General features: G+C 68.2%; 13 protein-coding genes. 9 read left to right on the forward strand and 4 right to left on the reverse strand.

Annotation, left to right across the window (positions count from 1 at the left end):
• Nucleotides 1-19: 19 nt before the first annotated feature.
• On the reverse strand, nucleotides 20-616 hold the full coding sequence (locus LGI35_RS42695; RefSeq protein ID WP_227299807.1) for a DUF3159 domain-containing protein: 597 nt from the start codon (nucleotides 614-616) through the stop codon (nucleotides 20-22).
• 451 nt (nucleotides 617-1,067) lie between these two features.
• Here LGI35_RS42695 and LGI35_RS42700 point away from each other — a divergent pair, with 451 nt between their 5' ends.
• The 6 genes from LGI35_RS42700 (at nucleotide 1,068) to LGI35_RS42725 (ending at nucleotide 9,598) form a co-directional block, all read left to right on the forward strand.
• Nucleotides 1,068-1,625, forward strand: a complete 558-nt coding sequence (locus LGI35_RS42700) for a GNAT family N-acetyltransferase (protein ID WP_227299808.1) — start codon at nucleotides 1,068-1,070, stop codon at nucleotides 1,623-1,625.
• 568 nt (nucleotides 1,626-2,193) lie between these two features.
• Nucleotides 2,194-4,428 carry a penicillin acylase family protein gene (locus LGI35_RS42705; protein ID WP_227299809.1) on the forward strand — a complete coding sequence of 745 codons (2,235 nt, stop codon included), beginning with the start codon at nucleotides 2,194-2,196 and terminating at the stop codon, nucleotides 4,426-4,428.
• Between the two features lie 363 nt (nucleotides 4,429-4,791).
• On the forward strand, nucleotides 4,792-5,997 hold the full coding sequence (locus LGI35_RS42710) for a cytochrome P450 (protein WP_227299810.1): 1,206 nt from the start codon (nucleotides 4,792-4,794) through the stop codon (nucleotides 5,995-5,997).
• A gap of 497 nt (nucleotides 5,998-6,494) precedes the next feature.
• Nucleotides 6,495-7,547, forward strand: coding sequence for a type III polyketide synthase (locus tag LGI35_RS42715; RefSeq protein ID WP_227299811.1), 1,053 nt, complete (start codon nucleotides 6,495-6,497; stop codon nucleotides 7,545-7,547).
• Between the two features lie 391 nt (nucleotides 7,548-7,938).
• Entirely contained in the window at nucleotides 7,939-8,388 is a 450-nt protein-coding gene (locus LGI35_RS42720; RefSeq protein WP_227299812.1) for a hypothetical protein, read from the forward strand.
• Between the two features lie 505 nt (nucleotides 8,389-8,893).
• Entirely contained in the window at nucleotides 8,894-9,598 is a 705-nt protein-coding gene (locus LGI35_RS42725) for a DUF4232 domain-containing protein (protein ID WP_227300750.1), read from the forward strand.
• Between the two features lie 188 nt (nucleotides 9,599-9,786).
• Here the strand turns inward: LGI35_RS42725 and LGI35_RS42730 are convergent, their stop codons facing one another.
• From LGI35_RS42730 to LGI35_RS42740, 3 genes are read right to left on the reverse strand one after another with little or no spacing between them, the layout of a single operon-like run.
• Nucleotides 9,787-11,295 (reverse strand): peptide MFS transporter, encoded by a 1,509-nt coding sequence (locus LGI35_RS42730; protein ID WP_227299813.1) that lies wholly within the window; start codon nucleotides 11,293-11,295, stop codon nucleotides 9,787-9,789.
• Nucleotides 11,292-12,821 carry an NAD(P)/FAD-dependent oxidoreductase gene (locus LGI35_RS42735; protein ID WP_227299814.1) on the reverse strand — a complete coding sequence of 510 codons (1,530 nt, stop codon included), beginning with the start codon at nucleotides 12,819-12,821 and terminating at the stop codon, nucleotides 11,292-11,294. The genes LGI35_RS42730 and LGI35_RS42735 overlap by 4 nt, the downstream gene beginning before the upstream one ends.
• Nucleotides 12,794-13,369 carry a helix-turn-helix domain-containing protein gene (locus LGI35_RS42740; RefSeq protein WP_227299815.1) on the reverse strand — a complete coding sequence of 192 codons (576 nt, stop codon included), beginning with the start codon at nucleotides 13,367-13,369 and terminating at the stop codon, nucleotides 12,794-12,796. The genes LGI35_RS42735 and LGI35_RS42740 overlap by 28 nt, the downstream gene beginning before the upstream one ends.
• A gap of 897 nt (nucleotides 13,370-14,266) precedes the next feature.
• Here LGI35_RS42740 and LGI35_RS42745 point away from each other — a divergent pair.
• The 3 genes from LGI35_RS42745 to LGI35_RS42755 are packed head-to-tail and all read left to right on the forward strand — an operon-like array spanning nucleotide 14,267 to nucleotide 17,996.
• Nucleotides 14,267-15,865 (forward strand): uracil-xanthine permease family protein, encoded by a 1,599-nt coding sequence (locus LGI35_RS42745; protein WP_227299816.1) that lies wholly within the window; start codon nucleotides 14,267-14,269, stop codon nucleotides 15,863-15,865.
• Nucleotides 15,862-17,289: an amidohydrolase family protein gene (locus LGI35_RS42750; protein ID WP_227299817.1), complete on the forward strand. Its 1,428-nt coding sequence runs from the start codon at nucleotides 15,862-15,864 to the stop codon at nucleotides 17,287-17,289. The genes LGI35_RS42745 and LGI35_RS42750 overlap by 4 nt, the downstream gene beginning before the upstream one ends.
• Nucleotides 17,286-17,996, forward strand: a complete 711-nt coding sequence (locus LGI35_RS42755; RefSeq protein WP_227299818.1) for a sulfite exporter TauE/SafE family protein — start codon at nucleotides 17,286-17,288, stop codon at nucleotides 17,994-17,996. Before LGI35_RS42750 ends, LGI35_RS42755 begins: the two co-directional genes overlap by 4 nt.
• Nucleotides 17,997-18,022: the final 26 nt, after the last annotated feature.

Here is an 18,022-nt window from a genome sequence, read left to right on the forward strand (position 1 = left end):
GTGGCCGGTGCAGTCGGGGCTACGGAGCGGTGTGCGCGGCCTTCGCTCGCTCACGCACCTGGTCTGGATAACTCTCCGTGAAGCGGACCGCCAGGATCAACAGGACCACCGGGATGATCCAGTTGAACCAGTCGACACCGGACGTCGTGTGCAGCGCAACCAGTCCGAGTACGGCCGTGGCGACGAAGACGCCGCCCCACACCAGCGTGAGCACCCGGTTCACGTGCCGGAAGAGGGGAGTGCCCCAGACCTCCTGGGGCGTGGTCTCCCGCGCGTACTGCTCGGTGAACGGTACGAATGCCAGCGATCCCAGGGCCACCACCCCGATGACCGAACTCGACAGCACCTGGGCGTACGTCTCCAGCCAGAGCATGTCCTGGCGGTCGAGAAAGAGTGCCAGCAGAGCCATGACGCCGAAGAACAGGATGCCGGTGACCTCCAGTACCTTGAAGGAACCCCGGCGCAGATCCGGCAGGTTCAGCACCACTGCGGCTACGAGGGCCGCCAGAGCGGCGTACTCCCAGGTACTGGGAGACGCGACGACGTCGAAGATGATCCACGGGGCGAACGCGAAGAGCAGGTTCCCGGTCCGCCGTCCGGAATTCGCTGACTCCACCGTGCACCTCCGGTGTCTGGCCCGAAGCGGCATGGTGCCGCCTGGCCATGGTGATAGCGCGCGGCACGCTGCCGCCTCTCTATGGTGTTACGGGGCCGCGGCGCCCGCACCATGTCACCCACGCGTTGCAGCAGGTCCGCTCCGGCGATTGAATGGAAGGTCGGCATGGCATTCGACCAGGTACGAATATGCCCCGCCGATGGAGGCCGGCACGGCCGCTCATGCCCCGTGGACGCTCGACCGGACCCGTGTCCTCCGCCTTTCGGGCCGGTTCGCCCCGGCCACCGCGGAAGTGGACGTGCCGGGCTGCAGGTGACGGGACGGCGGCAACTGGTGGGGCGAGGTGCACGATGTTGAAGGGACCGCCAACGGGGCCGGCGGACTGGCGCCTGGGGTCCACTGTCCGGGAGTGTGCGAGTGTTATTGCGCGACCGTCCGAGGGGGGCACTTCATGGCGCAGCAGGGGACCATCGCGGTGGAGCGGATGGACGGCTCGGCAGCGGCGCTCGCTGTGGACGCGTTCAGGCTGATCTACGCCGAAGCGTTCGCCGAGCCTCCCTACAACGAGACCGAGGACGACGTCGCTGCTGCCTTCCGCCGCTTCCCCGTGCAGGCTCGCCACCGCACCTTCCGCGCCACCTTGGCCCGTTGCGAGGACGGTGAGCCGGTCGGCATGGCGTACGGGTTCCTGCTCGGTCCCGACACGGTCTGGTGGGACGAACTGACCGAGCCGGTGGCCGAGGACATGCGGCGCGAGGACGGGCACCGCACTTTCGGGCTCATGGAACTCGCCGTGCGCGGACCGTGGCGTGGACAGGGCATCGCGCGTCGGCTGCACGCGATGCTGCTCGACGGCATCGGGCCCGAGCGGGTGCTGTTGAACGTCCACCCAGGCAGCAAGGCGGCGTCGGCCGCTTACCGGGCGTGGGGGTACCGCAAGATCGGCGAGGCGCGGCTGTGGGGGGAGAGCGTGGATCTGCATGACGTGATGCTGCTCGATCTGCGCTGAGAGCAGTCAGTGAACGGATGAGTGCATTCCGGGTCGAGTTGCATGCTGCTGGCGGTGGCTGGCCGAAGACGGGCGGGCACGGCGCGGACGCCTGACGGCCTCTTGGTCTCTGCCGACGTCGCTGAGGGTGAGGCCGAGGAACTGCCCGAAGACCTGCCCGCGCGCGGATGTTGATCCGCTCCTGGTGACAGGCCGTCACAAGGGAGATCAGTAGGTAGCCGGGCAGGTGGGACACCCCGCTTTCACCGGACTAAGTCCTTCCGATTGCGGTGGGATGAGGCCTTGTCAGGGCGCTGCTTCCTGGATAGGACTGTGCGCGTAGGTGATCACCGGAACGTGCGTGTGCCGTCCGGGTGGTCACCTCGGTCGTGGTTGCCGGCTGCGCGGTGGGGGTGACGATCAGGGTGATGGCCGAGGGCGTCATCCCGGTGGGGTCGCACGGGCGAAGGGTGACGAGAGCGCCGTACCGGGCGGAGAGAGCGCCAAAGGGCCGGCCCGTGGACCAGCGCTCACCGCACCGGGTGCAACCGAACGATCCCCTGATCTTCGAAGGAGAGTGGAGCGACTCATGAGTCATGCGCAGAACTCCGGGATGAGCCGGCGCCGCGTTCTGGGTGGAGCGGCCGGGCTGGCCGTTGCCGCGGTGGGGCTGCAGACCGGCGCCGCGTTCGGGCTGCCGGCGCAGGCGCTGCCGGACGAGGCCCGCCGGCGCCGACATGCCGAACGGGTCACGATCACCCGGGACGACTGGGGTGTTCCCCACGTCGATGGCGAGACCGATGCCGACGCGGTGTTCGGGATGATGTACGCCCAGGCAGAGGACGACTTCAACCGGATCGAGCAGAACTACCTCGTCGCCTTGGGCCGTCTCGCCGAGGCCGAGGGCGAGAGCGCGATATGGCAGGACCTGCGCCAGCGGCTGTTCCTCGACCCGGAGGAGCTGAAGAAGGACTACGCGAAGTGCCCGGCGTGGCTGCGCGCGTTGATGCGAGCCTGGGCGGACGGACTCAACCACTACCTCGCGACACACCCCGAGGTGCGCCCGCGGGTGCTCGACCGCTTCGAGCCGTGGATGCCGCTCAGCTTCTCCGAAGGCAGCATCGGCGGCGACATCGAATCGGTGCTCCTCACTCAGCTCGAAGCGTTCTACGACAAGACTGACGTACCGATGACCGACGAGGAGCGCGGCCTCGTGCAGCGCGAACCCACGGGGTCCAACGGTTTCGCGATCGCACCCAGCCACACGCGGGACGGCCACGCTCTGCTGCTGATCAACCCGCACACCAGCTTCTTCTTCCGCGCGGAACAACATGTGACGAGCCGCGAGGGACTGAACGTCTACGGTGCCGCCACCTGGGGGCAGTTCTTCATCTACCAGGGCTTCAACGCTGACACGGGCTGGATGCACACGACGAGCGGTGTCGACAACATCGACGAGTTCGCCGAGACGATCGTGACAGGGGCCGACGGTGCCCGTTCCTACCGTTATGGCGAGGAAGTGCGCCCCGTCACGACGAAGAACGTCACGCTCTCCTTCCGTACCGATGAGGGCGGGCAGAAGGAGCGCACCTTCACGACGTACGCAACGCACCATGGCCCGATCGTGCGCGAGAGTGACGGCAAGTGGATCGCGTGTGCGCTGATGAACAAGCCCGTCGAGGCGCTCCAGCAGAGCTTCCTGCGTACCACGACGCGGGACTATGCCGACTATCTCAAGGTCGCCGGCCTGAAGGCGAACAGCTCGAACAACACGCTCTTCGCGGACTCGAAGGGTGAGATCGCCTTCCTGATGCCGCAGTTCATGCCGGTGAGGAACGACCGTTTCGACTATCTCAAGGCTGTCGACGGCAGTGACCCGGCGACCGACTGGTACGGCCTGCACACCTTGGACAGCATGCCGCAGGCCGTGGACCCGAAGAACGGCTGGGCGTTCAACACCAACAACTGGCCCTGGACCGCTGCCGGCGCGGACAGCCCTCACAAGGCCGACTATCCGCGTTACTTCGACCGGTTCGGTGAGAACCCGCGTGGGCCGCATGCCATCCGGGTGCTGACCGCGCGTGACGACTTCACTCCGAAGACGTTGATCGAGGCCGCGTTCGACCCGTATCTCACCGCCTTCGCGCGGCTGCTGCCGGGGCTCGTGGCGGCGTGGGACCAACTGCCCAAGGGGAACGGGCAGAAGAAGAAGCTGGCGGGCCCGATCGGCCTGCTGCGCGACTGGGACTTCCGGTGGTCCGCGGACTCGACCGCGACATCAGCAGCCGTGTTCTGGGGCGAGGACATGTGGGCACTCACCACCCAGGCGGCGGCGGACGCCGGATTGTCGGTATGGGACTACATCGCCGACCGTGCCACGGACGCGCAGAGGCTCGGAGCGCTCGAGACGGCGGTACAGCGGCTGGAGCGGGACTTCGGCAGCTGGCAGGTGCCGTGGGGTGACATCAATCGGTATCAGCGCAACGACGGTGCGATCGTTCAGGAGTTCAGCGACGACAAGCCCAGCATCCCGGTGCCCTTCACCTCCTCGCGATGGGGCTCGCTCGCCTCGTTCGGCGCGACGGCCTACCCGGGAACCAAGCGTTACTACGGCACCAGTGGCAATAGTTTCGTGGCGGTTGTGGAGTTCGGGCCGCGACTGCGCGCCTGGGCGGTGACGGCGGGTGGTGTGAGCGGACACCCCGACTCGCCGCACTTCGGCGATCAGGCCGAGCGCTATGCGCGGGGCGCCCTGCGGCCCGTCTACTTCTATCCCGAGGACCTCAAGGGGCACGTGGAGCGGAGGTATCGCCCCGGCATGTGACCGGCAGTCCGAGGGCCGGAGCGGGGGCGAGTGCGAAGGGGGCTGCATGGTTCGCGGAGCCGCGTGCGGGCGGCACGCCGAGCCCTGGTCCTCTTCCGGGGCGGGCGCGCGGGGGCGTTGGCCGCGGTGGGAGATCCCGGGCAGGCAAGCCGAGCTGTCCTCTTCGTCACCAGCATCTTCGCCGCCGGCCTGACCTTGGCGGAGAACGTGCATATCGCTCAATTTTAGGTCGCCGCGATCTGCCCTGAGCGGCACGGATGAACTGTTGAGCGCATGCGGGCGAATCGGGTATGGCCTGGCGGCGAGCCGGGTACGGCTGTCGGGTCCAAAGCAGCAGTAGATGCCACTCATCTGGAGATCCGAATGACCGCCGGCTCCGAAGCGCGTGAATGTCCATTCGACTTTGCCGAGGCCCTGGAGTTCGACCCGACGCTCAGACAGCTCATGAACGAGGGACCTGTCTCCCGCATCCGGCTGCCCTTCGGCGAGGGCACGGCGTGGCTCGTCACCGGCTATGACGACGTGCGGACGGTGACCACGGACCGGCGCTTCAGCCGTCACGCTGTCGCCGGCCGTGACTTCCCGCGCATGACACCCGAGCCGATCGTCCAGTCCGAGGCGATCAACCTCATGGACCCCCCGGCCGGCAGCCGCCTGCGCAGCCTTGTGTCGAAGGGCTTCGCCCCGGCTCACATCGAACGCATGAGGCTGCGCACTCAGAATGTCGTCGACGATCTGCTCGAGCAGATGGCGGGACACGGTACCCCCGCCGACATCATGGAACACCTCGCCGGACCACTGCCTCTGATCACGATCTGTGAGGTGCTGGAGATCCCCGAGGGGGACCATGCACAGCTGCGCGCCCACGCCCGCACGATGATGGATGTCGGGGCCGCGAACCGGGAGGCCGCGGTACGGGCGAAGGCCGAGCTGCGCGCCTACTTTGCGACACTGACCGCGCAACGCCGCGAGAATCCCGGTGACGACCTGATCAGCGTGCTGGCGACGGCCCGCGACGGCGACGAGATCCTCAATGACGAGGAGTTGGCCGTCATGGCCATGGTCCTGCTGATCACAGGGCAGGATACGACGACGTACGAGATCGGCAACCTGACCTACCTGTTGCTCACCCGGCCCGATCTGCTCGCGACCGTGCGCGAGCGCCCCGAGTTGCTGCCGGGAGCGATCAACGAACTGCTGCGCTTCATTCCCTTCCGCAAGGGGGTCGGTATCCCTCGGGTGGCCATGGAAGACGTGTCCCTGAGTGGGGTGACCATTCAGGCGGGGGACATCGTGCACGTCTCCTACCTGACCGCAAACCGGGACGCGCGTAAGTTCGACCGCCCCGACGAGGTGGACCTGGAACGTTCCGGCCCGCCTCACATGACCTTCGGCTGGGGCGCCCATCACTGCCTGGGCGCACCGCTGGCCGCCGCGGAAATCGAGATCGCCCTCGGAACGCTCCTCGAGCGTTTCCCGCGCCTCGCGCTGGCAAAGCCCGCCGAAGAACTCCGATGGAACGCGACATCGATCTGGCGCTACCCCCTCGCGTTGCCCGTCACCTGGTGACAGGCCGGCACATGACGGCAGGGCCGGGCGGGGACACCTCGCGCGCGTAACACCGCGCGCCCCGCTCGGCGCGACGGCGAAGATGAGCGGCACCTGGGCTGCGACTCGTGCGGCTGTGAGCTGCCGATGAGGACGGCGCCTTGCCCCTGCTCACGCCGACTGCAGGGCCACAGTGGCCCGGGTGTGCGGGGGGTGATCCGCCTGGCGCACGCACTTCCTGCTCACGATGGCTGCGGGGGCAACGGTCCGACGTGCGGCGGTGATCCATCTGGCGTACGTTGGATTGCGCTGGCCAATCCCAGCGGCGGCGTCCCTGGCGGGCCTTGCCCCGGCCGGGAGGCATTGCGCGACGGTCGGGTCGACCGTGTTCCTCTCAGGTAGTCCATGTGCGCGCCGTCTTCGAGCGCCCAGGGCAGCAGGGGCTCCCTTCCAGGCGCTGAACCCTCAGGAGCGGCCCCGGCCGCGCCCGGGGCCACCAACTGCGAGGAGTCACTCCCATGGCAGTGCTGTGCAAGCCGGCAATCGCGATACCCGAGCACGTCATCACCAACGAGGAGACCCTCGAACTCGCGCGGAGGCTGCACCACGACCATCCACAACTCGACCTGGCACTGAGCCTGATCGAGAACACCGGGGTGCAGAAGCGGCACCTGATCCAGCCCATCGATGTGGTCCTCCAGCATCCGGGACTCGATGCCCGCAGCGCCATCTACGAAGCGGAGTCCAAGGCCCGCGTTCCGAAGGTGGTTCAGCGTGCACTCGACCAGGCTCAACTCGAGCCCCCCGACATCGACTTGATCATCTATGTGTCCTGCACGGGCTTCATGATGCCCTCGCTGACCGCGTGGCTCATCAACACCATGGGCTTCAAGTCGCAGACACGACAGCTGCCCATTGCGCAACTGGGTTGCGCTGCGGGCGGAGCCGCTGTGAACCGGGCGCACGACTTCTGCAGGGCCTACCCCGACGCCAATGTCCTGATCGTGGCCTGTGAGTTCTGCTCACTGTGCTATCAGCCGGGCGACATCGGTGTGGGATCGCTGCTCTCCAACGGTCTGTTCGGTGACGGCATCGCCGCGGTTGTCGTCCGGGGGAACGGCGGTACCGGAATGCGCCTGGAGCGCAACGGCTCGTACCTCATACCCCACACCGAGGACTGGATCTCCTACGCGGTCCGCTCCACCGGTTTCCACTTCCAGCTGGACAAGCGGGTACCGAAAACGATGGAGCCCCTCAGCCCCGCGCTGCGCGCCCTGGCGGAGGAGCACCAATGGAACGTCGGCAAACTGGACTTCTACATCGTCCACGCCGGCGGGCCACGCATCCTGGACGACCTGAGCCGCTGCCTCGACATACCGCCCGAGGCGTTCCGCTTCAGTCGGGCCACACTCACCGAGTACGGCAACATCGCGAGCGCAGTCGTCCTCGACGCCCTCGACCGCATGTTTGACGAGCAGTCGGCACTCGAGGGCCACCAGGGCCTGATAGCCGGTTTCGGTCCCGGCATCACCGCCGAGATCGCGCTGGGCACCTGGGCAACGGACGGGTAGGGGTTTGCCGCCTGTCCCCAGCCAAGAGGAGCGGACAGGAGCTGAACTCGTAGGGCATCTGTAGGGCACCCGCCGGCGGGTGCCCTACAGCCGTACTCGGACACTGAGGTTCTGTGTGCTGTGGTCGGCCGGAGCAGATCTGAGAGGCCCGGCCCGCCCAAGTGGATCCGCCACGAACTGCCGCCCGACCGGCACGAGGTGACCGCGCGCGGCATCAACGGCGCCTACGTGTCTCCCTCAAGACCCACCTCCCGCTCGGGCAGGAGATCGCGTACTGAGCACCGTCTGCTTCCGTTGGAGTGAAGAACTCGATGAGCCGCTGTCCCTCTACGTCTCGACGCGTAATGGTTGTTCTGAGGCAATAGTGATCGAAGGGAGCAAGATTTTGCATATGAGGCGTATCGGAACAATCCTGGGCGCTGCCGCGCTCACCGTGCTGACCATTCCGGCCAACGCTCACGCCGCAGCAGTGGCCTGCGGCGGCGGTGTGTCGACCGGCCGGGTGGCCGTCAACGGCTGCATCAGCGCCCAGCGCGGAAAGGAAGGCAGGGTCTACACGCGCGAGATCACGGCGTACATCAAGGCGCGCAACACGGGGCCGAGGGCGGTGAACGTCGCCTACGAGGCGTTCTTTCGTGTCGTCGACGGTGGCCACTGGGTGAAGTTGGGCAGCGGACGCACGTATCTCCCGGCGGGTGGGTCCGTCGAGCCCACGGAGGTGGGAGCCTCGACCCGGGTGTGCGCGCCCGGTGTGAAGGTCGAAATTCGCGTACACGCGCGGGCCGACGGGGGTGTTTGGAGCGGTTGGTCTACCGCCGGCACGGCGCAGTGTCAGACCTGAGCGGATGAACATGCGATGCCCGAAGGTCGGCAGTCGACACTGGTGAAGCTCCACTCGAACTGCACGCTGGTTCCGTCGGCCGCAGTTCGTCCTGCCGGACCGGGTGAGAAGGGTGGGGCGGTCGGCTGCGCGCAGCACCGTAGCGGTGGGGCCGGCTGATCCCGCACTCGACGGCATGACGCTCGCGAAAGCCAGCCTGTCGAACTTCGGTGGCTGGCCACCGTGTACCGGTGAATGGGTGAAGTTTTGCGCGGCCCCGGGTGAGCTCCGGGGCCGCTCCCTGGGGTTCGGTGTTCGGCGTAAGGGTGCGATGGCGCGATTCTGTCGCATGGTGGCTGAACATGCCCCTTGAGCTGGGGTTGGCGTAAATTCAACGCCGTTTGCCGGAACCGGAGTTGCTGAGACGAAACCCGGACATTCACAGGATCATTTGAGGATCGACTCGGCCCTAGTGTCATCGGTGTCAGCAGGAAATACCTATGACCGACAGTCGCTGGAGATCATGATGCGTTCGCGTCTCGCCGCCCGTTCCGCCCGTCTCGTTATGGCCGCCGCGGCCGTGACGGCCCTCGCCGCCACCACCACCGCCTGCAACAACGACGACGTCGCGGATGCGGGCAGCTCCGCGACGCCCTCCGCCGCCGCCTCAGCAGGCAAGGGCGGGAGCGACAGCTCCTCCAGCGACAGCCCCTCGACTGGTGCCTCGTCCACCGGTGGCTCCAACTCCGGTGGCTCCACGGACAAGACCGGTTCCGGCGACGACAGCAAGACCGGCTCCGGAGACGGCGGCAAGAGTGGTTACGGGCAGTCCTGCGGGACCAACGACCTGGACTTCACGGTCACCTCTCAGTCCCAGGCGGGCGGCTACTACCTCGTCACCGCCAAGGCCAAGTCCGGCATCACCTGCTACCTGGATGTGAACACGCCCAGCGTGTCCTTCGGCTCCGGCGCTGATGGTGTCGCCTCCCCGGTGGGCCAGGGTGGCGAAGACCCGATCAAGCTCACCGGCTCCGCCGTCGCGTACACGGGTATCAGTCCCAAGACCACCAAGAGCAATGCCGGCAAGGAATTCGAGAACGTCATCATCGCCCTCACCGACGACGACCCCAACCCCGCCGAGCTCAAGCTCCCCGACACCGCCAACGTCGACAAGCCCATCGTCACCAACTGGTCCACCAACCGCGCCGAGACCGTCCCCGTCATCGTCTGACGATCCCGACCGGAACGGCTGCCGTCGCTTCGGACCGCCGACAGGCACCTCGGCCTGTGTCACACACTCTCGCGGGTGCCGTCGAGGGTGGGCAGGACGTGGGTCAGGAGGGCCGCCCGCGGCGGGCCTGAGGCCGAAGTTCACACCGGCTCAAAGCGCGCCGCGGCAACCAGATCGCCGACCCTGAGTCAGCCCTGCAGCCCTGCCTCCAAGAGCCGCCCCACGGGCTTGCGGGTGGCGAGGAGCGCCAGGCCGATGCCGATGCCACACACCGCGGTGACGGTGAAGTAGGAGGCGTTGTCGATCGCTGTGAAGAGCTGGCCGAGCAGGCCCGCGAGCGACGAACCCAGGGCCAGTGTGAGGAAGTTGAGGCCGACCATCTGGGAGCGGAATTTCCCGGGTCCGATCCGGGTGGCCAGGGAGAGGCCGATGGGGCCGACGAAGACCTCGGAGGAGCCGGCGGCCATCATGAACAGGAGGATGAGGATCAGCGGAATGTCCGCGGTGCCGGTGGCCTCGGAGATGACGAGCAGGAACAGGTAGGCGCAGCCGATCTGCGTCAGGCCGATGGCGATCTTGGTCACCGCGCTGGGCTGGCGATGCCCCAGCTTCTTCCACAGGCGGGCGATGAGAGGCGTGATCAGGACAGCGGCCAGAGGGCTGGCGGTGGTGATCCAGGCGACGGGGAACGTCCAGCCGCCGATGTCCAGGTCGATGCGTTCGGTGATCAGGATGGAGATCGCCGTGAACTTCTGGAACAGGAATCCGAAGTAGACGCCGGACGCCAGGAAGAGTGGCAGATAGCCGAGTATGCGTCGGCGTTCGACGTGAGTGACCGACCTCGATGTGGTCATGGTCAGGAAGTACGTGGCGGCGGCCACCAGCGCCGTGATGGTGACGACGGTGGACAGGTTCTCCGCGCGCAGCAGGCCGCCCGCGACAGCTCCGGCGACGAGCGCGACGCAGAGCACGGCGGCAAGGGCGACGAGGGGCAGTCGCCTCTTGGGTAGCGGATTGTTGACGATGCGGGCGCGCTCGGGGAGCTTCTTCATCGAGGTGACGTACTGGACGAGCGCCGCTGCCATGCCGATGGCGGCGAGACCGAAGCCGTAGTGGAAGCCGAGTTCGTTCTGGGCGAGGCCGGTGGTGAGCGGGCCGATCACCGCGCCGATGTTGATGGCCATGTAGAAGTACGAGAATCCGGCGTCCCGGTAGCGTTCGTCGTCGTTCTGGTCGAGGACGAAGCCCACGATCGAGGTGATGTTCGTCTTCAGCGCGCCGGTACCCAGGACGATGCACAGCAGGCCGGCGCCGAGGCCGGTCAGGCCGGGTGCGAGGGCGAGCACGACATGTCCGGCAGTGATGACGACGGCGCCGTACAGGACCATGTTCTGCGGGCTGACCAGGCGGTCGCCGAGCCAGGCGCCGAGGATCTGGGACAGGTAGACCGCGCCGCCATACGCGCCGACGATGCCCGAGGCGAGTGCTGGGTCCAACGCCAGGCCACCGTCGGTCACTTTGTACAGGAGGTAGAAGGAGAGGATGCCCTGCAGACCGTAGAAGGAGTAACGCTCCCACAGTTCGGTGAAGGCCATGCTCAACAGGCCTCGCCGGAACGGGCCTTGGGGTACACCGACCGCTTTCCCGTGGGGCGTGCGGTCGGGAGCGGCGGGGGTCTGCTGCGATGTCGTGCTCATTCGAGTCCTGCCAGTCGGGAGCCGAAGCGGGCGATGAGAGAGGTGTTCTGGGAGTGCCGGCTCTCCTCCCAGCGGTCGGCGATGCCGAAGAGCCGGTACATGCCGTGGACGCCGATCCAGCGCAGCGGCTCGGGCTCCCAACGCCCCGAGTCGTGGTCGTTCCAGGGCAGTTGGGTGAGGGGGGTTTCGCGACCGGCGGCCCGGTCGATGAGGGTGCGCGCGGCGAGGTGTGTGGCGGTCACGCCATGGCCGGCGAAGCCGCGGACGACACCGATCCTGGTGGCTGGGTCGAAGGTGATCCCGGCGCACCAGTCACGGGTTACTCCGATGGCGCCGCGCCAGGCGTGCTCGACCTCGAACTGCACGCCAGGGAAGAAGAGTTGGAGTCGTTCGTGCAGGGTGCGCACGGTGCGGGCGTCCACGGTGCCCAGGCCTGGGGTACCGGAGTTGAAGGCGTAAGGGGTGCCGCGGCCGCCGATGGCGATGCGGCCGTCGGCGGTGCGTTGGGCGTAGACGAAGGTGTGCGCGGCGTCGCCGAGGCACTCGTACCCCTGCCAGCCGACCTGCTCCCAGGCGCTGTCGGGGAGCTGTTGGGTCACGATCATCGAGGAGTTGACGGGGATGACGTCCCGCGCGTCGAGTCCGCGGGCGTCGCTGTCGATCTGCCCCGAGTACGCTTCCACGCAGGTCAGGATCGTCTTGCCGCGGACAATTCCGCGTGAGGTGGTTACCGCGTGCGGTGTGATGCGGGTGGCGCGGGTTCCTTCGAGGATGCGTGCGCCCTTGTTCTCCACGGCGGCCGCGAGCCCGTGGACGAGCTTGGCCGGGTCGACGCGGGCGGTGGTGCGGGTGAGCAGGCCGCCCAGGGCGGGGCTGATGTTGATCCGCTTCCTGACGGCGTCGGCGTCGAGGAGTTCGAGGTCCTGCGCGTAGTAGCCGTGGGCGAGGTCGGCGGTGTGGGTGGCTTCGAGGCGCTTCATCGCGGCCGGGGTGGTGGCGACGCGCAGATGCCCGCCGCGGTGCTGATCCGCGTTGATGCCCTCGTCCTCAAGGACGCGAAGGGTGTCGTCGATGGCCGTTTCCATCGCGCGCTGGAACGAGGCGATGGCCGCAGCGCCGTCCTGGCCGCGCCGACGCGCGGCCTTGGCGTAGACGCCTCGGTTGCCGGGGATGAGCGGGGAGAGCCAGCCGCCGTTACGGCCGGAGGCGCCGTAGCCGACCTCCTCGGCCTCCAGTACCGTGATCTTCGCATCGGGTTGCTCCGCAGCCGCGTAGTAGGCGGCCCACAGGCCGGTGAGCCCGCCGCCGACGATCACGAAGTCTTGTTCCTCGTCGGGCAGGGCCCCGGCGCGACGGCCCGCTGCGCGGGGGCCGTCCTGCTGGTCCACGGAGCCGGAGGCCTTCATCCAATGCGATATCTCGCCGTTCACGTACGGGGTCATCATTAGCTCCAACTGGGGGTGCGGCGCCCGGTAGTTGAGTGCCGGCGACCGGGCGTTCAGTACGTCGGGGGTGCCATCGCCCACAGCACGCGGGCCTCGTCGGTGCCGGTGGCCTCGACGATCCGGTGGGGATCGCTGCTGCGGTAGTGGATCGAGTCCAGGGCGCCGAGCCGGTGGTGCTGATCGCGCACCCACACATCCACCTCGCCCGACAGCACCAGGAGCAGTTCCTCCGAACTGCCATGGGTGTAGGGCTCCACGCCGGTCGAGCCGCCCGGGGTGAAGTGCCCCAGCAGCACCTCCAGGTGGTCGAACGACCCGGGCGTGAGCTTGATCTTCGTGGCGCCCTGGCCGAACGACATGCCGTGGCTGTCCCGGAAGCGCAGCACCGAGCCCGCCGCGCCCGCGCCTTGGTCGAACAGGTCGCCGACGGCGAGCTTGAGGACTTCGCACAGGCGCTGCAAGGTGCGCACGCTCGCATTGGCCTGGTCGCGTTCCACCTGGGAGAGGTAGCCCTCGGTGAGGCCGGTCTGTCCGGCGACGTCGGCGAGGGTCAGATGCAGCGCTCGCCTGCGGCGGCGCAGGCGAGCGCCGATGCCCGCCTGTGGCGAGCCGGGTTGATCGTTCGGCATGGCCGGAAAACTAACAGCGCAATGCTGTCAGCACAATGCTCAATGGCTCCATCTAAGTTTTCTTTGATGGAGTGGCCGGGGTGACCAGGGCGGCGGCGGGAGCCCGAATGTCGCGGCCCGGCCAGAGGGAAACCCGGACCGGGCGTTCCGCTCTGCTGAGCGGCCAGTTGACGCCGAGGGACTCGCAGGTCAGACGCCCTGCGAGCGAATCCGACAGAAGGCGCAGACCTCACTGACATGAACCTCCGTCAGGCGCACGCCCAGTGCGGCCTGTCCGGAGATGGGTCAAATCACTGATTCTGTCTGCGACTTCACCGCCCTGCGAACCGGTTGAGGGCAACGAACCATGGGGCAGACGCGAGGGCGGACGGGAGCGTGCCCGGCGCTTTGCAGTGCCCTGGCCGTCACGGGAGCAAGGGGGGCTGGTGCCTGCCTGGCGAATTCCCGCCCTGTTTCGGGGCAGGTGAGGATGTCGTACCAGCCGGCGCAGGAACCGCAGCTGTGCACAGGGAAGCGCGATGAGCAGGGGGCAGTCAGGTCACCGCGCGCTGCCGGACGCGTTCGTCGGGACGATACGCAAGGGTTCTCGTCGGGCGTCGCGCCGTGCCTTGGCGGCAGAGAGCTGGCGGGGGCTGGGTCCTTCCGGCGGCATTCGCGCGGTTGCCCGCCGCGCCGGCGACTGAGCTCATGTCGCCGGCGCCGCTCCTGCGCGCCACGAAGATTTCGGGATCCATGGCCGGGTCGCCCGACGGGCACGTTGCGACCTCTCTTGACGGTGTGTCCCGGGGCTCCCATACTGACGGCCAAATCGATTTGGCCAAATCGATTTGGCTCTCCGTCCAGGGCCGGATCGCGGCTGATATCCGAGCGTGCCTTACGCCCGAACGGAGCCCGAACATGTCCAGTCCCCGTCAGAGCAGGCCACCGGCCGGCCAACCGCCGGCCGGTGGCCCTGCGGCCAAGCACCCATCAGGCGAGCCCACCGCACTTCCCTCCGAGATCTCCGCACTCTCCGACACCTGCGAGACCGTCAACTCCCAGCTCACGCAGACAGTCGACCCGGATGAGCGTCCCCATTCCGAGGGTCACCGCCCCGACGGTGCTCGTCCCGAGGGTGGTCGTCCCGACACCACCGGGTCCTCGGCCGACGAAGGTGCCCCGCCCGGCGTGCACCCCGTGGACGAGTCGCGTCCCCTGGGGCGCATCCTGCTCTTCGGGATCCAGCACGTCCTCGTGATGGCCGCGACCCCCATCTCGGCAATCTTCCTGATGAGCGCCACCCTCGGCCTGCGTGCCGGTCTCACCGTCGATCTGCTCTCGGCGGCCTTCGTGCTCTCCGGCGTGGGATCGCTGATCCAGTCGCTCGGACCCTGGAAGTTCGGGCCGCGGCTGCCCTTCGTGATGCTGCCGGGCGGGGCTCCGCTCATCCTGTTCCTCGCGATCGCCGAGCAGCACGGCGTACGCATCGCCACCGGTGCGGTGGTCCTGACCGCGGTGTTCACCTTCGTCGTGCTGCCGGTCTTCTCGCGGCTGCTCGCATACTTTCCCGCCCTGGTCATCGGCACCATGATCGTCATCGTCGGTGTCAACCTGGTGAAGGTCGGCGCGGTCCTCGTCACGGGACAGCCCGGCTCGCCCGGCTTCGCCAATCCCACCAACCTCGGTCTCGGCATGGCGACGATCGGGTTCACCATCGTCTTCTACCTGCTTTTCACCGGCATCCTGCGCCAACTGGCCGTCATGCTCGGCCTGTTCGCCGGCACCGCGCTCGCCGCGGCCCTCGGCGCCATCGACGACGCAGGTGCCATAGGCGGCGGACTGGTGAACCTGCCGCACCTGATGCCCTTCGGCTCACCCGAGTTCAACCTCGTAGCAGCCCTGCCCCTGATGCTCTACAGCCTGGCCTCCATGGCCGAGGCCACCGGCCAGACCGTCATCAACGCCGAGGCCGTCGGCAAGACGGTCGACAAGCGGACCGACGTGCCGAAGACCGTCCGCGCTGACGCTCTCACCTCGCTCTTCGGCGGATTCTTCGGCCTGCCGCTCATGGTCACCAGCGGAGAGAACATCGGCATCGTCCGCGTCACCGGCGTCCGCAGCCGGTTCGTCACCGCCGCAGCCGGAGTCGTGCTCATCGTCATCGGGATCCTCGCACCCGTCACCCGCGCCATCAGCGTGATCCCGACCGCTGTCGTCGGCGGCACCGCCATGGTCGTCTTCGCCGTCATCACCGTGCTCGGCATCCAGATGCTCGGCCGCTCCGACCTCGACAAGCACACCAGCACCTTCATATGCGCCGTCGCTCTCGCACTCGGGCTCCTGCCCATCCTCGTCCCCGGCGTGTACGGCGCGTTCCCTCCCAACGTCCGCATCCTCCTCGAAAGCGGCGTCGCCGTCGGCACGTTCGCCGCCGCCGTTCTCAACATCCTCTTCCACCATGTCAGGCCAGGCGTCGCCGCCCGTCTGACCACCGCACGCACAGAAGGCGACCGATGAACCAATCCGACCGCGACTCCCTCGCCGGCCCCAGCCCGCTCCTTCTCGTACCGGACGCGGTCCTGCTGCCCGAAGGCCCCGCCGACGGCTGGGCCGTCACGATCGACGACGGTCGCTTCGAAGCCGTCGGACCGGCGGACGAACTGGAGCGCGCGCACCCGCAATTGCCGGCCGTACGACTGCCCGGGCACCTGCTGATGCCCGGATTCGTCGACGCCCACCACCACCTCACCCAGAGCTTCGGCTCCGCACTCGCCTTCGGGGAGCCCTCCGAGATCTTCCGCCGGGTGTGGGTACCGCTGGAAGGAGCGTTGGACGAGGAATCGGCCTACACCGCGGCCAAGCTGGCCGCCCTCGAAGCGATGCGTGGCGGATTCACCACCGTCACGGACGCCGGCACGCGCGCCGGTGTCGACGTCGAAGTGATCGCGTCCGCCGCGCGTGACGCCGGCATCCGCTGCGTCCTGGGCCTCGTCTGCAACGACGCGGACGCCACGGAGAATGAGGACGCGACGGACCGCCCGGCCGTTCTCGACCAGGCCGAAAAGCACCTCACCCGCTACGACGGAGAGCCGCTCATCCATCCGTCCCTGGCCGTCTCCATCCCCGAGGCGGCAACCGAACGCACCCTGCACGCCACCGCCCGCCTCGCCGCCGAGGCCGGGGCCGTCGTCCAGATTCATGTCAACGAGCACCTCGCCGGCGTGGAACGTTCCCTGGTACGACACGGGCTTCGGCCCCTCGAGCACCTGCACAGCGTCGGCGCGCTCGGCCCCCAACTGCTCGCCGCGCACGCCACGATGCTCACGCCAGGCGAGCTGACCCTGCTCGCCGACACAGGAACCGCCATCAGCTACAACCCCGTCGCCAGCGCATGGAAGGGCAACGCGGTCGCGCCCGCGACCGCCATGGCCGAGCGTGGCGTCCGCTTCGGGCTCGGCACCGACGGCACCCGCGGCGACGGCTTCCGGCTCGCGGAGGCCGCCGAGTTCGCGCAGCGTCTCGCGTACGGTCTGGCGACCGGTGACTCGTCGTGCGGTGCGGGCTGGACGTGGCTGGAGCGCGCCAACCGGGGCGGTGCGGATGCCGTCGGGCTCGGCGCCCGCACCGGCACCGTCGCCCAGGGCATGGCGGCCGACTTCCTTCTCGTCGACGTCGACACCCCGGAATTGGCGCTCTCCTGGGACCTGCCGTGGGAACTCGTACGACGCGGCAACCGGGACCAGATCACCGCCGTCTTCGTCGCCGGGCGACTGCGGATGTGGCACGGCCGGCCGACCGAATGGGACGGGCCCGAACTGGTGAGACGGGCGGCGGAACTGGCGCGTGCTGCCGTCGCCAGGGCGGACGTCACCCGAGTGCACCCCACCTCCACGGCATCACGGGCACTGATCCGGGCACAGGATCGGAGCACGGCGCGGTGAGTACGCAGATACTGGCGGTCCTCGCCGTGACGGTGGCCGTCGCCGCCTTCGTCCAGGGCAGCAGCGGACTGGGATTCGCGCTGATCGTCGCGCCCGTGGCCGGAATCCTCGATCCCGGCCTGGTCCCGGTCTTCGTCCTCGCGTCGATGATCCCGCTCAACCTGTACGTCGCCTGGCGCGAACGGTCCTCGCTCGACCTGCGCGGCGCGGGCTGGATCACCGGGGCGCGGCTCGCCGCCACCCCGGCCGGCCTTGCGGTGCTCTGGCTGATCCCGGAACGCGGCCTCGGCCTGTTCGTGGGCGGCGCCACTGTGCTCGCGGCCGTCGCGAGCCTGACCGTGCCCGCGTTCACGCCCGGACGGGCCGCATACGTCGGCGCGGGCGCGGTGACCGGGCTGACCGAGACCGCGACCGGTGTCGGCGGGCCTCCGCTCGCGCTGGTCTATCAGCATCGCCCGCCCGCCGAACTGCGCTCCACGGTCGCCGCGTGCTTCCTCATCGGGGAAGTCGCCTCCCTGGCACTGCTGTTCGCGACAGGGAAAGCGGAGGTCACGGAGCTCGGCGAGGCAGTCGCGCTCCTGCCCGCGATCGCGGCCGGTGCATGGCTCAGCCGCCTGGTGCATCACCGTCTGGACGCACGCAGGATGCGTCTGTTCGTCCTGGTCTTCGCATTGGTCTCGGGGCTCGTCCTCATACTCCGGGCCTGATCGAGATACTCCGGGCCTGATCGAGT

Origin of the sequence: Streptomyces longhuiensis, from assembly GCF_020616555.1 — a bacterium.
GTDB lineage: Bacteria > Actinomycetota > Actinomycetes > Streptomycetales > Streptomycetaceae > Streptomyces > Streptomyces longhuiensis.